General features: G+C 62.1%; 13 protein-coding genes. 7 read left to right on the top strand and 6 right to left on the bottom strand.

Annotated features, from left to right (window positions below; all coding sequences use genetic code 11):
* Window positions 1-80: 80 nt before the first annotated feature.
* On the top strand, window positions 81-1,421 hold the full coding sequence (glnA, locus tag ACIQH5_RS11795) for a type I glutamate--ammonia ligase (RefSeq protein ID WP_062067946.1): 1,341 nt from the start codon (window positions 81-83) through the stop codon (window positions 1,419-1,421).
* A gap of 9 nt (window positions 1,422-1,430) precedes the next feature.
* Complete coding sequence (locus ACIQH5_RS11790) at window positions 1,431-4,442, top strand: bifunctional [glutamine synthetase] adenylyltransferase/[glutamine synthetase]-adenylyl-L-tyrosine phosphorylase (RefSeq protein ID WP_400403341.1); 3,012 nt, start codon at window positions 1,431-1,433, stop codon at window positions 4,440-4,442.
* Here the strand turns inward: ACIQH5_RS11790 and ACIQH5_RS11785 are convergent.
* Complete coding sequence (locus tag ACIQH5_RS11785) at window positions 4,430-5,920, bottom strand: arylsulfatase (RefSeq protein WP_400403338.1); 1,491 nt, start codon at window positions 5,918-5,920, stop codon at window positions 4,430-4,432. The two genes, ACIQH5_RS11790 and ACIQH5_RS11785, sit on opposite strands and share 13 nt — an antisense overlap.
* A gap of 61 nt (window positions 5,921-5,981) precedes the next feature.
* Here ACIQH5_RS11785 and ACIQH5_RS11780 point away from each other — a divergent pair, with 61 nt between their 5' ends.
* Both ACIQH5_RS11780 and ACIQH5_RS11775 read left to right on the top strand, forming a co-directional pair.
* A complete protein-coding gene (locus ACIQH5_RS11780; RefSeq protein ID WP_400403335.1) occupies window positions 5,982-6,551 on the top strand; it encodes a GNAT family N-acetyltransferase in 570 nt (189 codons plus the stop codon).
* Between the two features lie 122 nt (window positions 6,552-6,673).
* Entirely contained in the window at window positions 6,674-7,024 is a 351-nt protein-coding gene (locus tag ACIQH5_RS11775) for a hypothetical protein (RefSeq protein ID WP_062067954.1), read from the top strand.
* A 70-nt stretch (window positions 7,025-7,094) separates the two neighbouring features.
* Here ACIQH5_RS11775 and glnA (ACIQH5_RS11770) read toward each other — a convergent pair whose 3' ends face one another.
* Entirely contained in the window at window positions 7,095-8,519 is a 1,425-nt protein-coding gene (gene glnA, locus ACIQH5_RS11770; protein WP_024820496.1) for a type I glutamate--ammonia ligase, read from the bottom strand.
* A 311-nt stretch (window positions 8,520-8,830) separates the two neighbouring features.
* Between glnA (ACIQH5_RS11770) and ACIQH5_RS11765 the strand changes: the two genes are divergently transcribed.
* Complete coding sequence (locus ACIQH5_RS11765) at window positions 8,831-9,268, top strand: RDD family protein (protein WP_062067962.1); 438 nt, start codon at window positions 8,831-8,833, stop codon at window positions 9,266-9,268.
* 108 nt (window positions 9,269-9,376) lie between these two features.
* Here the strand turns inward: ACIQH5_RS11765 and ACIQH5_RS11760 are convergent, their stop codons facing one another.
* From ACIQH5_RS11760 to lipB, 3 genes are all read right to left on the bottom strand, one after another.
* Window positions 9,377-10,138, bottom strand: a complete 762-nt coding sequence (locus tag ACIQH5_RS11760) for a DUF4191 domain-containing protein (protein WP_400403331.1) — start codon at window positions 10,136-10,138, stop codon at window positions 9,377-9,379.
* 84 nt (window positions 10,139-10,222) lie between these two features.
* Entirely contained in the window at window positions 10,223-11,242 is a 1,020-nt protein-coding gene (gene lipA, locus ACIQH5_RS11755) for a lipoyl synthase (protein WP_400401405.1), read from the bottom strand.
* Complete coding sequence (gene lipB / locus ACIQH5_RS11750; RefSeq protein WP_062067965.1) at window positions 11,239-11,907, bottom strand: lipoyl(octanoyl) transferase LipB; 669 nt, start codon at window positions 11,905-11,907, stop codon at window positions 11,239-11,241. The genes lipA and lipB overlap by 4 nt, the downstream gene beginning before the upstream one ends.
* 150 nt (window positions 11,908-12,057) lie before the next feature.
* On the opposite strand from lipB, the gene ACIQH5_RS11745 reads away from it, so the two are divergent.
* Window positions 12,058-13,686 (top strand): serine/threonine protein kinase, encoded by a 1,629-nt coding sequence (locus ACIQH5_RS11745; RefSeq protein WP_400403328.1) that lies wholly within the window; start codon window positions 12,058-12,060, stop codon window positions 13,684-13,686.
* A gap of 51 nt (window positions 13,687-13,737) precedes the next feature.
* On the opposite strand, the gene ACIQH5_RS11740 is transcribed toward ACIQH5_RS11745, so the two are convergent.
* Window positions 13,738-14,637, bottom strand: a complete 900-nt coding sequence (locus ACIQH5_RS11740) for a TIGR01777 family oxidoreductase (protein ID WP_400403326.1) — start codon at window positions 14,635-14,637, stop codon at window positions 13,738-13,740.
* A gap of 86 nt (window positions 14,638-14,723) precedes the next feature.
* Between ACIQH5_RS11740 and ACIQH5_RS11735 the strand changes: the two genes are divergently transcribed.
* Window positions 14,724-18,269, top strand: coding sequence for a S41 family peptidase (locus ACIQH5_RS11735; protein WP_400403323.1), 3,546 nt, complete (start codon window positions 14,724-14,726; stop codon window positions 18,267-18,269).
* Window positions 18,270-18,299: the final 30 nt, after the last annotated feature.

Genomic DNA, 18,299 nt, shown 5'->3' with positions numbered 1-18,299 from the left:
TAGTAGAGTGAAGGCTGAGCTGTCGTGGCTTCTATTCATTGAAACCAGCGGCATGGACACCGAATCGGAAAAGAGGCCCTATGGACCGCCAGCAAGAGTTCGTTCTGCGGACGATCGAAGAGCGTGACGTGCGCTTCGTACGCTTGTGGTTCACCGACGTCGTGGGTTCCCTTAAATCGGTGGCGCTTGCGCCGGCCGAAGTTGAGGGTGCCTTTGAAGAAGGCCTTGGCTTTGACGGTTCCGCCATTGAAGGCCTGGCCCGCGTGTTCGAGTCGGACATGCTCGCGCAGCCGGACCCGTCCACGTTCCAGATCCTGCCCTGGCGTGGCGAGACAGAGCAGACGTCGCGAATGTTCTGCGATGTTCTCACTCCCGACGGTGAGCCATCTGCCGCGGACCCCCGCAACGTCCTCAAACGGACCCTTGCGAAGGCCGCTGACATGGGCTTCACCTGCTACACCCACCCTGAGATTGAGTTCTATCTGTTGAAGTCCAAGGACCTCGGTCCTGACGGCGCTCCTGAGCCCGTGGACGAAGGCGGCTACTTTGACCACGTACCAGGTGGTGTAGCGCAGGACTTCCGCCGTACAGCGGTCACCATGCTCGAATCCGTCGGCATCTCGGTGGAGTTCAGCCACCACGAGGCCGGCCCGGGCCAGAACGAGATCGACCTCCGCTATGCGGATGCGCTTCAGACCGCGGATAACATCATGACGTTCCGGACGGTCATCAAGGAAGTGGCCCTTCAGCAGGGTACGTACGCAACGTTCATGCCCAAGCCGTTCACGGACCACCCCGGTTCAGGCATGCACACCCACTTCTCGCTCTTCGAGGGCGACACCAATGCGTTCTTCGAAGCCGGGGCCGAGTTCCAGCTGTCCAAGACGGCTCGCCAGTTCATTGCTGGGATCCTTAAGCACGCTCCTGAGTTCACGGCCGTCACCAATCAGTTCGTCAACTCCTACAAGCGCCTCTGGGGTGGCGGCGAGGCCCCCAGCTACCTGAGCTGGGGCCACAACAACCGCTCGGCGCTGGTTCGCGTTCCGCTGTACAAGCCCGGCAAGGGCCAGTCGGCACGCATCGAGTACCGTGGCATCGACAGCGCAACCAACCCGTACCTGGCTTACGCCGTGCTGCTGGGTGCCGGTTTGAAGGGCATCGAGGAAGGCTACGAACTTCCCGCCGCAGCTGAAGACGACGTATGGTCGTTGACCACCGCGGAGCGACGCGCCATGGGGCATGCGCCGTTGCCGGCCAGCCTCCACGATGCCATTCGCGCCATGGAGGAATCCGAATTGGTGGCCGAGATCCTGGGGGAGCAGGTGTTCGAACACTTCCTGCGCAACAAGCGCGCGGAATGGCAGGACTACCGCCTCCAGGTCACCCCGTACGAGTTGCAGCGCAACCTCGGCATTCTCTAGGCCGGGGCCATGAGCCTTGCGCGTCGGCTCATCTCAGCCGGATTCAGTGACCTCGAAAAAGGCGAACGGTTCCTCGCTGCCCCGGAACTTGAAGGGATAGACGAGGACGCCCTGTTCGCCGGGCTGTCATTGTCCGCAAGCCCGGATACCGCCCTGCAGTCCTTGGTGCGGCTGATCGAGAAGAATCCGGGGCTGAAGAAGCTGGCCGCGGCTGATCAGGACACCAGCGAGCCCATGTACCGGCTCCTGGGTGCCTCGGAGGCTCTGGGGGAGTTCCTCATGCGGCGGCCGGAGCATCTGGATGTGTTCAATGTCAGGGTCAGCCCGGAGCCGGTTCAGGCCTCTAGTGAAGAGCTCCGGGCCGGGCTGCTGCGCTCCGTGAAAGCCGAGCCCGGCGCCCAGCGCCCGGTGGCCGGAATGACGGGGCTGCCGGCCTACGCGGCCCTCCGGAGTGCGTACCGCCGCGGCCTGACGGAGTTGGCCATCAAGGACATCTGCGCTGCATCACCAACAGACTTCATGCCAGCGGTCGGCGCGGAGTTGGCCGACCTTGCCGGGGCCGCCATCGAGGCTGCCCTCGCGGTGTCCCGGGCCGAAGCTGCTGCCCAGTTCTCCGCCGCCGACGTTGCCGACGTCGGGCTTGCCGTCATTGGCATGGGCAAATGCGGCGCCCGGGAACTGAACTACATTTCCGACGTCGACGTCATTTATGTCATCGAAGCAGGCGAGGTGGACGACGCCCGCGCGTCCACCATCGGCACTGCACTGGCCTCCGGTATCTCCAGGGCCATCTCGTCCTCCGCGCCGGAACCGGGGTTATGGGAAGTTGACGCCAATCTTCGTCCGGAAGGAAAGTCCGGCCCGCTGGTTCGCACGCTGCCCTCGCACTTGAGCTATTACGCACGCTGGGCCGAAAGCTGGGAGTTCCAGGCCCTGCTGAAGGCGCGGACCATAGCCGGGGATCGGGACCTGGGCCAGCGCTATGAGAAGGCCGTGGAGCCTTTGGTCTGGGCCTCCGCGGGCCGTGAAGGCTTTGTGGAGTCGGTCCAGGCCATGCGCCGCAGGGTGACCGATTACATTCCGGCAGCCGAGGAACAGCGCCAGATCAAGCTGGGGCGCGGCGGGCTCCGCGACGTTGAATTTACGGTGCAGCTGCTGCAATTGGTGCATGGGAAGTCTGACGAGTCACTTCGTCGCCGGGACACCACCTCTGCCATCGCTGCGTTGTCTGCCGGCGGGTACATCGGACGGACGGACGCCGCGGCCTTTGACAACGCGTACCGCTACCTGCGCCTGCTGGAACACAGAATCCAGCTTTTCCAATTGCGTCGGACCCACCTCATGCCTGTTGCTGAGGATGCCCAGCGCTTCCTTGCCAAGGCTGTCCTGGGTCCGTTCGCCCTGGAGCGGCCACACCCTGACCAGTTGATGGCCACGTGGCAGAAGACCAAGAAGGCTGTCCGCGAACTGCACGAGCGCATCTTTTACCGGCCGCTGCTCAACACGGCTGCAAAGCTGAGCAGTGAGGACGCGAAGCTCAGCCCGGAGGCCGCCCAAGGCCGGCTGGCCGCACTCGGCTATGTGGACCCCCAAGGTGCCATGCGGCACATCGAGGCACTCACCGCGGGCGTCAGCCGACGCGCGGCACTGCAGAGGCAGCTCTTGCCTATCCTTTTGGGATGGCTCGCCGAAGGCGTTGACCCCGACGCCGGACTCCTCGCCTTCCGCAGGGTCAGCGAAGCCCTCGGAACCACCCATTGGTACCTGGGCCTGCTCCGCGATTCTCAAGCGGCCGCCGAGCGGCTCTGCCAAGTCCTGGCCAATTCCCGGCTGATTTCGGATCTGTTGGAAGTATCTCCGGAGTCCGTTGCCTGGTTGGGCAGTGACAAGGACCTCGTGCCCATACCTTTTGAAGCCCAGTGGCAGGAAATCCGTTCCAAACTTTCCCGCCACGCGGATCCGGAGAGTGCCATGAGGCTGATCCGGCTGATCCGGCGTCGGGAGATCCTGCGTACCGCGATTGCGGACAGTGCCGGATTGCTCGATCAGGATGCCGTGGGGTTGGCCTTGTCCGAAACGGACCGCGCGGCGGTTCTCGGGGCATTGCATGTAGCCGAGGCCGTCATCGCGGCGACGGGGCCTTTGAAAACCGATGTCCTGGTGGTGGCGATGGGTCGGCAGGGTGGCCGCGAGATCGGCTACGGCTCGGACGCGGACGTCATCTACGTACACCGTGCCCGTCCGGGGTTCACAGATGCTGAGGCGCAGGAACAGGCAACCACCATAGTGGCCAAGGTATCCAGCTTCCTCACCCAGCCGCTCAAGCCCGCCATCATGGCCGAACGAGTGCTCATGGTGGACGCCGACCTCCGTCCCGAAGGCAAGAACGGCGCCATGGTGCGGTCCTTGGATTCGTATGCGGAATACTACCGGCGGTGGTCCCTCATTTGGGAGGCGCAGGCCCTTCTTCGGGCCCGTCCGATGGCCGGCTCGGATGAGCTTGCCGCCGACTTTGTGCGTCTCATTGATCCCCTTCGGTACCCGGAGCAACTCGCGGACAACGATCTCCGGGAGATTCGCCGTGTTAAGGCGCGGGTGGAGTCCGAGCGTCTGCCTCGTGGCGCTGATCCTGCCCGGCACGTCAAGCTTGGCCGAGGCGGCCTGAGCGACGTTGAATGGCTGGTTCAGTTGATGCAGCTCCAGCACGCCGGAAAGCATCCGGAGTTGCGGACGTCGTCAACCCTGGATGCACTGGCTGCTGCAGAAAAGTTGGATCTCATCGCCGAAGACGACGCCGCGCTCCTGCGGGAGGCGTGGAGGCTCGCCAGCCGGATCCGCTCCGCCAACGTCATTGTGACCGGACGCGCCTCGGATCTGCTGCCCTCATCCCGTAAGGACCTTGAGGCTGTGGCTCGCTGGTGTGGTTACGAACCCGGGAACGCTGGTCATTTCGAAGAGGACTACCTCCGGCTCAGTCGACGGGCCCGTGGGGTATTTGAGAAAGAGTTCTACGGCAACTGAAGCGTGGCCGCGGACGCCCTTTCACGGGCGTGCCGCAGCATGGCGACAACCGGGGCTCCTGGTGTGAGGGTCCCGTCAACGACGTAGCCTTCTTCGCGGTCCCGGAGCGTCTCCACCATCCGATGCCGCCATGACTGCAGTTCACCCAGGTTGGCAGGGTCTTTGGCGAGGTTGTACCGTTCCTGGGGATCGGCGTCGAGGTTGAAGAGTTCCTCAGTTCCCTCGCCGGATCCCCAGATGTATTTGTGGTGGCCGTCTGTCAGCCAGTGCAGGTTCTGGCCCCAGTACACGTGCTCGCCGTGAAGGATCTCCCTCACCGCTTCGCTGCTTTCGCCCTGGACGATGTGTGCCAACGATTTTCCGTCTACGGACTCCGGGATGGGCAGCCCTGCAAGGTCCAGCAGGGTGGGCATGATGTCCCTGAGCTCCACCACGTGATCCACCACCGTGCCACGAGCGGCTTTCGGGGCGGCAGGAGAATTGGCGATGATGAACGGTACGCGGGAGGAACCTTCGTACGGCACGGCTTTTCGGAACATATGGTGATCGCCCATCATTTCGCCGTGGTCGCTCGTGAAGGCAATCACGGTGTTCTCGTGCAGGCCGAAGTCGGCCAGGGATTCCTTGATGCGGTTGATCTGCAGGTCAATCTGCGCCATGAGGCCGTAGTAGCCTGCCCTGGCCCGATGGACCACGTGGTCCGGGATCCTGCCGTAGCTGGCCTGATAGTTTCCGTCTTGTCGATGCTCGTCCCAGTGGTGTTCCCAGTCGCCTTCCACTGCTTCATAGGGCGGTATGTTGAGGTACTGCTCGAAGGCCCACGACGGCGGGTCGTAAGGCGGGTGCGGGCGGTGAAAGGACAGGTAGAGGAAAAAGGGTTTGACGGGATCGCGCCTGTGCATCCATTCGATGGCTTGGGTGCCGATCCAATGCGTGGGATGCAGGTTTTCTGCCTTGTCCCAGGGGCGGGCGACGATCGAATTGCAATTGACGCCGTGATCGAAGTACTCCGCGTCCGGACCCATGCCGGGTTGGCGACGGAGCCATGGCACATAGTCGTCGAATTTTGCGAAGTGTTGTTGGTGTTCCTGCCTGGCGTGGTGCAGATATCCGTCGTGAAGGATGACGTCGTCAAAGTCGAGCCTGGAGCGCTCCGGCCACACATGCATCTTCCCGATGGCTTGGGTGTGGTAACCGCCCTTCCTGAATTCGCCCTGCACCGTCACGGGATGAACCGCATGGAACGGCACGCCGTCGTTGTAGCCCACCCTTCCATGCCGTTCCTGCGATTGCCCGGTGAACAGGGCTACGCGGGCAGGTACGCACGATGGTGTAGCAGAATAGCCCTTGGAAAACCGGACGCCGCTACGGGCGAGGTCATCGAGGTGGGGTGTCTCCACAAAGGGATGGCCGTCCGCGGACAAGCAGTCGCCCCTCCACTCATCAACGCAGATAAGGATGACGTTGGGCTTGTTCATAGGAAATGGTCCCTTCATCGCACTAACGGTTGTGACAATCCTAAGAGGAGAAACTCTAGAAATGCTTGAATATGACTCGGAAGAAGCATTTCCAATCGAAAGTGATCACTTCGACCATGGCGATGTTTGGCTGATACCCCTCAAAATGCTCGACGACGACGCCCGGGCCATTCACCTTGGCGCGGTAGCGGAGTTGGCCGTGGAAGCAGGGCAGCGGGAATTCGTGGGCGACCCGATGCGCATGATGCTGATCTCCCTGGAAGAGGAATCCCGCTTCCCGTACGTCATTGAGTCCGGTGGAGTCGCGGTGGGCGTACTCACCCTCCAGTCCGGGGCGGCCACACTGGCAGGCTGGCCCGATGACGAGTCTGTGTGGTTGTTGCGGGGATTTCTTATTGACTCAAAAAGCCAAGGACGCGGACTCGGCACCTTGGCTGCGCGGGCCGCATCGGAGGAGGCGCACAAGCTGACAACCAGGCTGGGTGGCGGGCAGGCCGGCGTCGTGCTTTCCGTCAATGAGCGCAATCCCGCAGGGCTGGCCGCTTATACAAAGGCGGGATTCGTGGACGTTGGACGCTATTTGGGCGGCAACGCGGGACCACAGCGGACCATGTACAAGGCCTTCGTGTGACCATGGCGTCCGGACCCTCATCAGTCTTGGTCCAGCGGGGCTGGGTGACGTTCGCCGCCCCCAAAAGCTAAGTATCCTTATAGACTTCTTGTGTATCTGATCTCAACACATAGGGGAAGTACATGGAATACAACGGAAATCCGACAGAGAGAGCCATTCCTGCCGGAGAACTGGACCGGCGTCACGTTGGCCATTCTGTGAGCTTTCAACCCAACGACTTCACCGTGGTCTTCGGCACGATTGCCGGTATCGCCAGGACCGAAGCGCTCGTGTACCTATCGCTGGCCGGCGTCTCCGGGGGTACTCATCTGAAAGACGAATACGATCTACCCATCGATCACAACGTGTACCTTCAGTTGGACCCGCTGGGTAGCGCGGAAAAGGGAATCTCTGATGCCGCGAGTTTCGTCAAGGACAAGCTGGACGAGATCACCAAGAACCTCAGGGACCGCGACCAAGGCAAGTCTGAGTAGCCTGCACCCACAAAAGAGGCCAGCCTCCGTCCCTTGGGACGGAGGCTGGCCTCTTTGCTATGCGGTGATCTTAGACGCCGTAGTAGAGCTCGAACTCGTAGGGGTTCGGGCGCAGTGACAGCGGGCGGATCTCGTTCTCGTACTTGTAGTCAATCCAAGTATCGATCAGGTCCTGGGTGAAGACGCCACCGGCCTGGAGGAACTCGTTGTCCTCGCGCAGGGCCTCAAGCGCTTCTTCCAGGGAACCCGGAGCCTTGGGGATGTCCTTGGCTTCCTCGGCCGGGAGCTCGTAAAGGTCCTTGTCGATGGGAGCCGGGGGTTCAATGCGGTTGCGGATGCCGTCGATGCCGGCCATCAGCTGGGCAGCGAACGCCAGGTACGGGTTGGACGAGGGATCCGGAGCGCGGAACTCGATGCGCTTGGCCTTCGGGTTGGTGCCCGTGATCGGGATGCGGATACCGGCGGAGCGGTTGCCCTGCGAGTAGACCATGTTCACGGGGGCTTCGAAGCCCTTGACCAGTCGGCGGTAGGAGTTGACCGTCGGGTTGGTGAAAGCAAGGACTGCGGAGGAGTGCTTCAGCAGGCCGCCGATGTACCAGCGGGCCATGTCGGAGAGGCCAGCGTAGCCCTTCTCGTCATAGAACAGCGGGTCGCCGTTGCTCCACAGCGACTGGTGGCAGTGCATGCCCGAGCCGTTGTCACCGAAGACAGGCTTCGGCATGAACGTGACGGACTTGCCCCAAGCATCTGCAGTGTTCTTGATGATGTACTTGAACTTCTGCAGGTCATCAGCAGCCGCGGTCAGCGTGGTGAACTTGTAGTTGATCTCAGCCTGGCCGGCGGATCCAACTTCGTGGTGGGAGCGCTCAACCTCAAGGCCGGCCTTGTCCAGTTCGATGCACATGGCGTCGCGAAGGTCAGCCTGCTTGTCGGTGGGGGAGACCGGGAAGTAACCGCCCTTGACGGGGGTCTTGTAACCGAGGTTTCCACCCTCTTCCTTGCGGCCTGTGTTCCAGTGTGCTTCTTCAGAGTCAATCTTGTAGAAGCTGCCCTGCGGGGAGGACTCGTACTGGATGTTGTCGAAGACGAAGAACTCGGCTTCGGGAGCGAAGAAGGCGGTGTCGGCGATGCCTGTGGATGCCAGGTACGCTTCAGCCTTCTCTGCCACGCCGCGGGGGTCACGGTGGTACGGGTCACCCGTGCGGGGGTTCACGATGGAGAAGTTCAGCGCGAGAGTCTTCTCGATGCGGAAGGTGTCGATGAAGGCCGAGGTCACATCCGGGATGAGCTGCATGTCGGACTCGGCGATGCCCTGGAAGCCGCGGATGGAAGATCCGTCGAAGAGCTGGCCGTGGACGAAGAAATCGAGGTCGACACTCTTGGCCGGCACGTTGAAGTGCTGCTGGACACCAGGGAGGTCGGTGAAGCGGATATCGACGAATTTGACGTCTTCGTCTTTGATGAACTTGAGGACTTCGTCCGCAGTCTTGAACATCTATGCTCCTTATGCATATCAAGTAACAGGCCCGGAAGGCCGCGTGGTGCAGCCCATTCCAAGGGTCCGGAGACACAAAAAGATCCCCGTGCCGTGGTGGCTGGCAACTCATACCACCATAGGGAGATGGGATTTCCCGGGGGTGTCAGTATTGTTTCCGGCAGGTTACAGAATCATCTGTTGTGTAAACGGTAGTCGGCTGTCCGGTGTCCGGTCCATCCGGGTCCGGTGGGCGAACACCCGGGACGTTCCGCGCCGATCAGTGTTCCGGCGGGTCGGTCACCAGGCATGGCAGCCGTTAGGCTTGGAGTGTGGTGGATCGAAAAGACATTGGCTCCTGGTTGAGCGGCCCGGATACTTCCGGAATCTCCAAATATCCCGGTGAACGGCTGGGCTTGCCCGAGTCCGGTCCGGGCTCCATGGCGCGGGCCGGGCGCCGCATCCTTGGCATCGTGGTGGACTGGACCATCGCCTTGGTGATCAGCAATTTCGCCTTCGGCGGTAATTCTTGGGCTACCTTGGCCATTTTTGCTGCAGAGCAAATCCTCCTGATCGGAACGCTGGGATACAGCATCGGACACAGGATCGCCGGTATCCATGTGGTTCGCCTGGGCGGTGGCCCCGCAGGACCATTGGCCGCTGTGGTGCGGACCGTCCTACTCTGCCTGGTTATTCCTGCAGTGGTGTTCGACCCCGACCAGCGCGGTTTGCATGATAAAGCGATGAACACCATCCTCATCAGGATGTAGCGGAACGCCAGGTTAGCTGGCTCTGCGATAGAGCAACCCCAACAAAGAACCGCCCCTGTCTCACTGAGAGACAGGGGCGGTTTCAGTTTTGTCGAGCAGCTTCGTGGATCAGCGTCCGCGAGCGGCCTTGCGGTCCGGACGGGCCTTGTAAGGGTCAATGCCCTTGGGGATCGGCAGGCGGGTTCCAAGAGAGTTGATGCGCTTTGACACGGCGTTAACTTCCACCTTGGTCAGTTCGTTCTTCAGTTTGCCCATGGTCTTGGCCAACTTGTTCAGTGGCACCTGGCCTTCACCGCGACCGGATTCCAGAACATGGATGGTCACGTTGGGCAGGATGCGCGCGAGGCGCTTGCGCTCGGCATCCACCAGAGGCTTGACGCGGTGCGTGGGCCCTTCGCTGACAAGGACGACGCCCGGACGGCCAATGGCCATGAAGACGGCGTCTTGAGTGCGGGGGTTGACGGCAACTGGCTGATCCTGGGTGACCCAACCGCGGCGAAGGGTACCCAAGGCTGCACCGGAAGCTCCGGGCTGGTTCTCAATTTGAGCGAAGGCAGCCTTCTCAGCCCGGCGGGAAAGAATGAAGACGGCCGCGAGCAGACCCAGTGGGATGCCAATGATCAGGCCGGTAACCCAGTTCTCCAGCAGGAAGCCGACGAGGAGGGCCACAGCAACCACGGCAAGGAATGCCAGCAGCATGACCCACACAACCTGCGGATCATTGCGCCGGGTCATTTTGAAGACTTCAGCGATCTGCTTCAGCTGGCTCGGCTTCTTGGCCTTGGCTTCCTTGGGCTTGCGCTTGAACAGCCCACGCTTGGGTGCGTCGGCCGAGGGGGTCGAATTGCTGGAATCAGAGGAGTTCGCCATAGTGCCTTAATTCTACGTGATGGACGCATAAGGACCGGACGCCATTACGCAGGCATCCGGTCCCTCAATACTGCTGTTTGGTGTTTAGCCGTGGGCGGCGAGGATGGTGGAGGCTTCCTGGCGGGTGGTGCCGGAGTCCTGGATGCCGTCGGCGATGTGGGCGAGTTCGGCGGGGATGTCGCGGCCTTTCTTGCGCATCGCGGTGGCCCACAAACGCCCGGCACGGTAGGAGGACCGGACCAAGGGGCCGGACATGACGCCGAGGAAGCCGATCTCCTGGGCTTCTTCCTGGAGGTCCACGAATTCCTGGGGTTTGACCCACCGGTCCACCGGCAAGTGCCGCTCGGACGGGCGCAGGTACTGGGTGATGGTGATCAGATCGCACCCGGCCTGGTGCAGGTCCCGGAGGGCTTCGGAGATTTCCTCGCGGGTCTCGCCCATGCCCAGGATCAGGTTGGACTTGGTCACCATGCCCAAATCCCGGCCCTGGGTGATGACATCGAGGGAGCGCTCGTACCGGAACGCCGGACGGATCCGCTTGAAGATCCTGGGCACGGTCTCAACGTTGTGCGCGAATACCTCGGGCTTGGAATCACAGATCGCGGCGATGTGCTCGGGCTTGCCGGAGAAATCAGGGATCAGCAACTCCACTCCGGTGCCCGGGTTCAGTTCGTGGATCTTCCGGACCGTTTCGGCGTACAACCAGACACCCTCATCGGCCAGGTCATCACGGGCCACCCCGGTCACCGTGGCGTAGCGCAACTGCATGGCCTGGACACTGCGGGCCACTTTGGTGGGTTCGAACATGTCCACCGGGGACGGTTTACCCGTATCGATCTGGCAGAAATCACAGCGCCGGGTGCATTCGGACCCGCCGATCAGGAACGTCGCTTCCTTGTCTTCCCAGCACTCGAAAATGTTCGGGCAGCCGGCCTCTTCACACACCGTGTGCAGGCCTTCCTTCTTCACCAGGTTCTTGAGCTGAACAAACTCCGGCCCCATCTGGACCTTGGCCTTGATCCACTCAGGCTTACGTTCAACCGGGACCGCCGAGTTACGCTGCTCAACGCGCAGCAACTTACGGCCTTCAGGTGCCAAGGTCACTGGAGTGCTCCTTCGGGTGTGGAAACGAGTGCTTCTTCGTGCTTGCTGAATTCTTCAACGAAGCGGTCAACGATGTCGGCAGGGTTGATGGTCCGGCCGGTTTCCAGCGACATGGTGGTGACGCTGGCGTCGGTGATGCCGCAGGCGATGATCTGCGCATAGGGTGCGAGGTCATTGCTGCAGTTGATAGCCACGCCGTGCATGGTGACGCCGTCCAGGACGCGAATGCCGATCGCGGCAATCTTGCGGTCAGGTCCTTTGTCGTCGGCCAGGATCCAGACTCCCGCCCGGCCCTTCACCGTGACGGCCTTGATGCCGTAGTCGTCCATCACGGCAATCATGATGGCCTCAAGACGTTCCACGTAGTCGCGGATGCCGGCCCGGTTCTTAAGTTTGAGGATCGGATACGCAATGAGCTGCCCCGGGCCGTGCCAGGTCAGTTTGCCGCCGCGGTCCACGGGAACGACGGGAGTGCCGTCAAAGGGGCGTTCGTGGTCCTCCGTGAGTTTGCCGGCCGTGTAGACGGCGGCGTGCTCAAGGATCAAGACGGTGCTGTTCTTCTCGCCCGCAACAACTTTGTTGTGGATTTCGCGTTGCAGGTCCCAGCCCTGCATGTAATCAACGAAGTCCGGGGCAAGACCCAGTTGTGAAAACTCAAGAGTCATGGGTTCAAGCTTAGACCCAGCAGGACACTGGCCCTGGTTTTGTGGTGAAGCTCTCAGTCGCATCCCGGGTGGTCAGCGCGGGGCCAGCAGGCGGGGAAGCGCCTGTGGATAACTTCTGCGCGATCTCCTGCATTCCGGTACACCTTGTTTATGGAAACTCTGGACACCCCCGAGGCCGAGGCTCCCCATGTTCCGGGCTATTCAATATCCCGTCCGCTGGGGCAAGGCAGTAGTTCGACTGTTTGGCTTGCTACGAGGAATAAGGACGGTGCACGTTTTGCGATCAAGTGCGCCAAGCAAGGTGTCGGCGCTGCCGGGTCAACGGAAGCGGATTGGATACGTGCGGACGCAGCCCGTGAGATGAAGCTCCTCTCCGGGCTGAGGCACAAGCACCTTATACGTGTCCACGAAGTCCTCCAGATGGGCGGAACGGCCGGGGGAACCCTTGGGATCGTCATGGACTACGCAGCGGGAGGTTCGCTGGCCAACCTCGTTTCTGCGAGGGGAAGGCTCCGGATCGGGGAAGCCGTGACCATCCTGACTCCCATGGCCCAGGCATTGGACTACCTGCATGCCAGCGGCTCGGAACATGGAGATGTGTCACCCGGCAACGTCTTGTTGACGGCGGAAGGAATGCCTCTGCTGGCAGATCTTGGCGTTTCCGCCACGGTGGGCGACGAACCTCATGGCCTTCGTGTCGGAACCCCTGGATTCATGGAACCCCCGGAATGGGCTTCCGGTGACGGCAACGATTCCCAGGACAACATCCAGCCCCAACGCGACGTCTATTCGCTCGGGGCGCTGGGTTGGTACTGCCTGACAGGGACAACGCCGGGGCCGGAACAGGATCGCCCACCCCTGTCACTTCTGGTGCCGGAGGTACCCAAGGCGCTGGCCGCAGCCCTGGAGGCTGCATTGACCATGGATTCGCGGAATCGTCCCTCGGCCAAGGAACTTGGCACGGCGATCTTCAGAAGTGCTGCCCCCGAGGCCCTTGACTTGTCCGGCGTCGTGCACGAATCGATTATCCCTGAATTGCTGACGCGGCGAGAGACATTGGGGCGTGCACCCCGCCGTCCAACCCGGTTGTTGAAGACACGGTGGAGACTGTTGCCGTCCATGCGCAGAGCGCGGCATCCGGCTTCACACCCTTCGCCTCGCCAACGCGGCCGTCCCGGCCGAGGGATGAGCCGCATGCTGGTTGTTGTGGTGGCGATTGCGGCACTGATTGGTGTCATGTCGTGGATGTCCTGGCAGCAGAACGGACCGACGACGGCCCTGCTGCAGCAAGCGGCGACGGAGACCGGCGCTGCCGATTCCGAAGAGGCAGCCGATCTTCCGAACGCCCCGGATCTTCCGCAGGCGCTCTCCGAAGGTCTTCAATCCGAAGATCCCTTGATTGCCGTTCCGGCGTTGTCAGCTGTGCGCGACATCGCTTTGGGAGACCGGCGCCTGGAGCTTTTAGATGCCGTCAACGCGCCAGGTTCGCAAGCCGAGGCGAATGATAAACAGTTGGGAGACTATCTGCGTGGCGCTGGAACAGCGTTCAAAGGTCTCCGTACAACATTGACTGCACTGACCGTGGATGGACCTCCGCAGGCAGGTCATGTGTTGGTGGCGGTCACTGCCACCACGTCCGGATACGAAGAATGCCTGGCCTCAGGGGAGGTTGTCAGGACCGAAGTGGCCGGGGCGCCACAACAGTTGCGGCTGGATATGGTTCGTTCTGATGGGCGCTGGCGGATTTCAGGAGTCCTGGCCGCCGATCCCGCACAATGATGACAAAGCAAAGCAATAACCGGGATAGACCACAACCGGCCCAAGGTCTTGTCAGCGGCCCTTTTCCGGGGTTAGCCATTCCATGGCGTCCGAGAGGGTGGGATGCAACCAGTGGAAGCCGCCTTCCTGCAACCGTGCGGGCACCATTCGCTGGTTGGCCATGACGAGTTCGTCCGCCAGCCCGCCCAGAACCAGTTTCAGCGCTGGCCGGGGCACGCGGAGGAAAGCCGGCCGGTGGAAGGCCTTGGCGAGTTTGGCAACGATCGTGTTGACGTCTGCGCTCTCCGGGGCGCACACATTCACGGGCCCCTCAAGGTTTGCTGTGATGAGGTAGGCAAGTGCACGGGCTTCGTCGGTCAACGTGATCCATGGCCAGTACTGGCGCCCGTTGCCAAAGGGTCCGCCCAGCCCGATTTTCAGTAAGGGAAGCAGAGGTCCGAGGGCGCCACCGGAGGTACTAAGCACCACACCTGTCCGGGGAGTGACCACCCTCACCCCGGATGGCGCCGTCCTGGCCATTCGCTCCCATTCACCGGACAGATGCCCGAGTACGCCGTCGCCTTGTCCTGAATCTTCCCGCAGGACACCGTCGCGTGAGGCTCCGTAATAGCCTGAGGCGGATTGGCTGATGAAGGCGGCGGGCGGTTTGCTGAGTCGTCGCATGGCAGCGGTCAGGGTCTGCGTGGGCCGAAGGCGGGATTCTGTGAGAACTTGTATCCGGCGTTTTGTCCATGGACGGTCTCCGATGCCTGCACCCGATAGGTTGACCACGGCATCGGCTCCCTCCAGGACAGCCTCATCAAGCTCACCCCTGGCCGGGTCCCACGTCCATTCGAGTGCCGATGTGGCTGGGCGCCTCACCAGCCGGACAACCTCATTGCCTTCGGCAGTCAATTGCTCGGACAAGGCCGTCCCGATCATTCCCGAAGCTCCGGACATCACGATTCTCATGACCCATCTCACCATGGCGAACGCTTGTGGTGGAAACGACCAGCCGATGCCGCAACTGAGGCGTGCCTCTTGACTATGATCGAACAATGACCTCCTCCAGCTACCTCCGTTTCCCGCATGTGCACGGCGACCTGGTCACCTTCGTGGCCGAAGACGACGTCTGGATCGCACCCCTTTCAGGCGGCCGCGCCTGGCGGGTTTCCTCCCAGCAACTTCCGGCCAGGAACCCGCGGTTCACTCCGGACGGCAAGAAGCTGGTCTGGACTACTATTGTGGGCACGTCACCGGAAGTGGTCACGGCAAACGTCGACGGCGGCGGGTACAGGCAGCTGAGCTACTTCGGGCACAGCACCACTAAGGTCAAAGGCTTCACACCCGCCGGGAACGTGGTGGTAACCAGCGCCTTCCAGCAAGCCGAAAGCCGCCACACGCACGCTTACAGCCTCCCGTTGGACGGCGGCGCCGCTGTCGAACTTCCCTTCGGCCCGGTGGAGGCGGTCGCCTTTGGTCCCGAAGTTGGCGACGAGAAGCCCGTTGTCCTGGCAAGCGTGCTCTCCCGTGAGCCCGCCTGGTGGAAGCGCTACCGTGGCGGCACCGCCGGGAAGCTTTGGATCGATGCTGACGGCAACGGCGAGTTCGAGCGGCTGGTGAAGGAGATCGACGGAAACCTGACCGATCCTCTGTGGATCCAAGGACGGATCGCCTTCCTCTCGGATCACGAGGGTTACGGGAACCTTTATTCGGTGCTCCCGGATGGTTCCGGACTGCGCCGGCACACGGATCACGAGGATTTCTATGTTCGGCACGCCAGCACAGATGGGACCAGGGTGGTCTTTGAATCGGCGGGCGAGCTCTGGATGTTGCCGTCATTGGATGCCGACGCCGAGCCGGTCAAACTGGACGTCACCCTTGGTTCGGCGTCACCGGGCCGCCGACCCGCACCGCTCAAGACCTCGGCCCACTTGGGAGACGTCTTTCCAAACGTGAGCGGAACGGCCAGCGCCGTGGAATCACATGGCACAATCCATTGGCTCCGCCACAAGGATGGGCCTTCACGGGTGGTCGAGGCGACGCCGGGCGTCCGCGCACGACTGCCCCGACCCCTCACCGATGGCCGGATAGCCTACATCGCGGACCACGGGGGAGTGGAAGCGTTGTATGTCAAGCGCATCGCGGCCCGCCTTGCGGCAGTGGTGGAGGTTCCCAGCATTAAGGCCGAACAACCCGCTCCCGCTGCAGAAGAATCAGCTCCTCTGCCGAAGCCCGTTTCTGCATCCAACGTGCTGGGACAAGCAGCCGCTCCCGCGCAGGGGGTCACCCAGGCCACCCACGTCACCCAGGCAACCGGAGCACAAGGTCAGGCCAGCCCGGGGGAGACGGGCGACGCCGAACCATCCGCGGACACCGTGGGTGGCGCTCTTGCGCCCGCGGTTCCTGCGGCATCGGAAGACTCCGCGGATCTCCGTTTTGAATTCCCGTCCCCTACCCGGACCAGTGCGTTGGAAGCCAGCCCGGATGGCCGTTGGATTGCCGTGGGCACGTCCTTCGGCGACGTCTTTGTTGCCGACACCACTACAGGAACACTGGCGCGCGTTGTCAGCGTTGGCGAGGGCAGCATTGAGCAACTCGCGTGGTCCAGCGACTCACAGTGGCTTGTATGGTCCGAGCCGGTGACGTCCTTCGGTTCGCGGAGCAAGCTCAGGATCTCACGCCCGGCAGAGCCTGACTCAGGGATTATCGATGTCACGGACGGACGGTTCTGCGACGAGTCTCCGAAATTTACGCCGGACGGAAAGTTCCTGGCTTTCCTGTCCAACAGGAGCTTCGACCCCGTGTACGACGGTCACTCCTTCGACCTCTCCTTCCCGAGCCCCATCAAGCCGTACATGGTGGCTTTGGCTGCGGATACACCTTCACCGTTTGGACCTTCCATAGACACGCTGGAGGACGCCGCACCCTCCGCGGCCACATCAGACGCGGTCAAGGCCGACGACGGCGAAGCGCCCGCTGTGCGCGTGGACCCGGACGGGCTCGCCCACAGGGTGATTGCTGTGCCGGTGCCCCAGGGGAATTACTCGGAGCTGAGTGTGGGTGACGGCGCTTTGCTGTGGCTCGACACCGAACTCTCCGGTGTCATGGGTGATGGTCGAGGAACCCTCCAGGACAAGAAGACGGCGCCGTCCTTGGTCCGTTACGACCTCGCCAAGCGCAAACAGGTCACACTCGTCAAAGCAGTGGACAGCTACCGGCTGTCCGGCGACCGTAGCCGCATTGTTTATGTGCTCGATAAGCAGGTTACGTCCGTCCCTTCCGAGAACAAGGTGGAAGAGGATTCCGCAGAACTTGTGAAGGTGGAGCTCAACAGGGTTCGGGTGACCATGGACCCCGTGGCTGCTTGGGGACAGGCTTTCGATGAGGCATGGAGGCTGCAGAGGGACTTCTTCTGGACGGCCGACATGGCTGGCCAGGATTGGGACTCCGTGCACAAGCGCTACCGTCCCATCGTGGACAGGCTCGGTTCCCACGATGACCTGGTTGACCTGCTGTGGGAAATCCATGGCGAGCTGGGAACATCGCACGCTTACGTCAAGCCGATGGCTGTCACCGAGCCCGGACGAAACGGCCAGGGCAGGCTTGGAGCCGAGTTCCAGCTCGGCGCCAAGGGGTGGGAGATTACGCGGATCCTCGCAGGAGAGTCTTCCGACCCCTTGGCCACTTCACCGTTGACGCGTCCCGGGGCTGACGCCAAGGTGGGCGACGTCCTTTTGGCGATCGACGGCGTCGGGCTTTCGGCGGTCTTGACTCCGGCAATGCAGCTGGTGGGTTCGGCGGGCAGGACCGTTGAGTTGACCCTCTTGAACGGTGATGGCCACGGTGGAGCTGCTGGTGCCCAACGACGGGTTGCGGTGGTTCCCGTGCGTGACGAGGAACGGCTGCGTTACCAGGATTGGGTCCGGGCCAACCGACGTACAGTCCGCGAAGCTTCGGACGGCGCATTCGGCTATCTGCATGTCCCGGACATGATGGCCAACGGCTGGGCGCAGCTTCACCGCGATCTCGATACGGAGACGGCCTTGGACGGCTTGATTGTGGATGTACGGCGCAACCGCGGTGGACACACATCACAGTTGGTTGCCGAACTGATCGGGCGCAAGGTTACGGGCTGGAGCATGCCGCGCGGTGAAAAGCCGCGGACGTACCCGCACCACGCGCCACGCGGACCGGTGATTATCCTTGCCGATGAATTTGCCGGATCCGATGGCGACATCATCACCCAGGTGTCCAAGCTGAGGGGCATCGGCCCCGTCATTGGTACGCGGACGTGGGGCGGTGTAGTGGGTATTGACAACCGCTTCTCACTTGCCGATGGCACCGGTGTGACCCAGCCTCGATACGCCACGTGGTTCAGTGGCGGGATCGGTTGGGACGTCGAAAACCGTGGTGTGGAACCGGATATTGAGGTTCTGTTCCCGCCGCATGCGTACGCGGCCGGGACTGATCCTCAGTTGGAGTACGGAATTGGTGCGCTCAAGGAAATGATCCAGGAGCTGCCCACCGACCGTCCACCATTGCGTGAGGGCTACCGAAAGCTCCGCCCGGCGCCGCTTCCGTCGCGTCCCCAGAAGGGCTAATCGATACATAGGAATGACAAAGAGCCCCGA

Origin of the sequence: Paenarthrobacter sp. NPDC091711 (assembly GCF_044756605.1) — a bacterium.
GTDB lineage: Bacteria > Actinomycetota > Actinomycetes > Actinomycetales > Micrococcaceae > Arthrobacter.
Note: the sequence above shows the minus strand (reverse complement) of the source record. Positions and strands in the feature narration are given on the sequence as shown.

Coding starts and splice junctions, on each gene's coding strand:
- ACIQH5_RS11785 (WP_400403338.1), bottom strand. CDS start 5,920: ATGAACAAGCCCAACGTCATCCTTATCTGCGTTGATGAGTGGAGGGGC.
- ACIQH5_RS11760 (WP_400403331.1), bottom strand. CDS start 10,138: ATGGCGAACTCCTCTGATTCCAGCAATTCGACCCCCTCGGCCGACGCA.
- ACIQH5_RS11740 (WP_400403326.1), bottom strand. CDS start 14,637: ATGAGAATCGTGATGTCCGGAGCTTCGGGAATGATCGGGACGGCCTTG.
- ACIQH5_RS11790 (WP_400403341.1), top strand. CDS start 1,431: ATGAGCCTTGCGCGTCGGCTCATCTCAGCCGGATTCAGTGACCTCGAA.
- glnA (WP_024820496.1), bottom strand. CDS start 8,519: ATGTTCAAGACTGCGGACGAAGTCCTCAAGTTCATCAAAGACGAAGAC.
- ACIQH5_RS11745 (WP_400403328.1), top strand. CDS start 12,058: ATGGAAACTCTGGACACCCCCGAGGCCGAGGCTCCCCATGTTCCGGGC.
- lipB (WP_062067965.1), bottom strand. CDS start 11,907: ATGACTCTTGAGTTTTCACAACTGGGTCTTGCCCCGGACTTCGTTGAT.
- ACIQH5_RS11775 (WP_062067954.1), top strand. CDS start 6,674: ATGGAATACAACGGAAATCCGACAGAGAGAGCCATTCCTGCCGGAGAA.
- ACIQH5_RS11780 (WP_400403335.1), top strand. CDS start 5,982: ATGCTTGAATATGACTCGGAAGAAGCATTTCCAATCGAAAGTGATCAC.
- ACIQH5_RS11735 (WP_400403323.1), top strand. CDS start 14,724: ATGACCTCCTCCAGCTACCTCCGTTTCCCGCATGTGCACGGCGACCTG.
- glnA (WP_062067946.1), top strand. CDS start 81: ATGGACCGCCAGCAAGAGTTCGTTCTGCGGACGATCGAAGAGCGTGAC.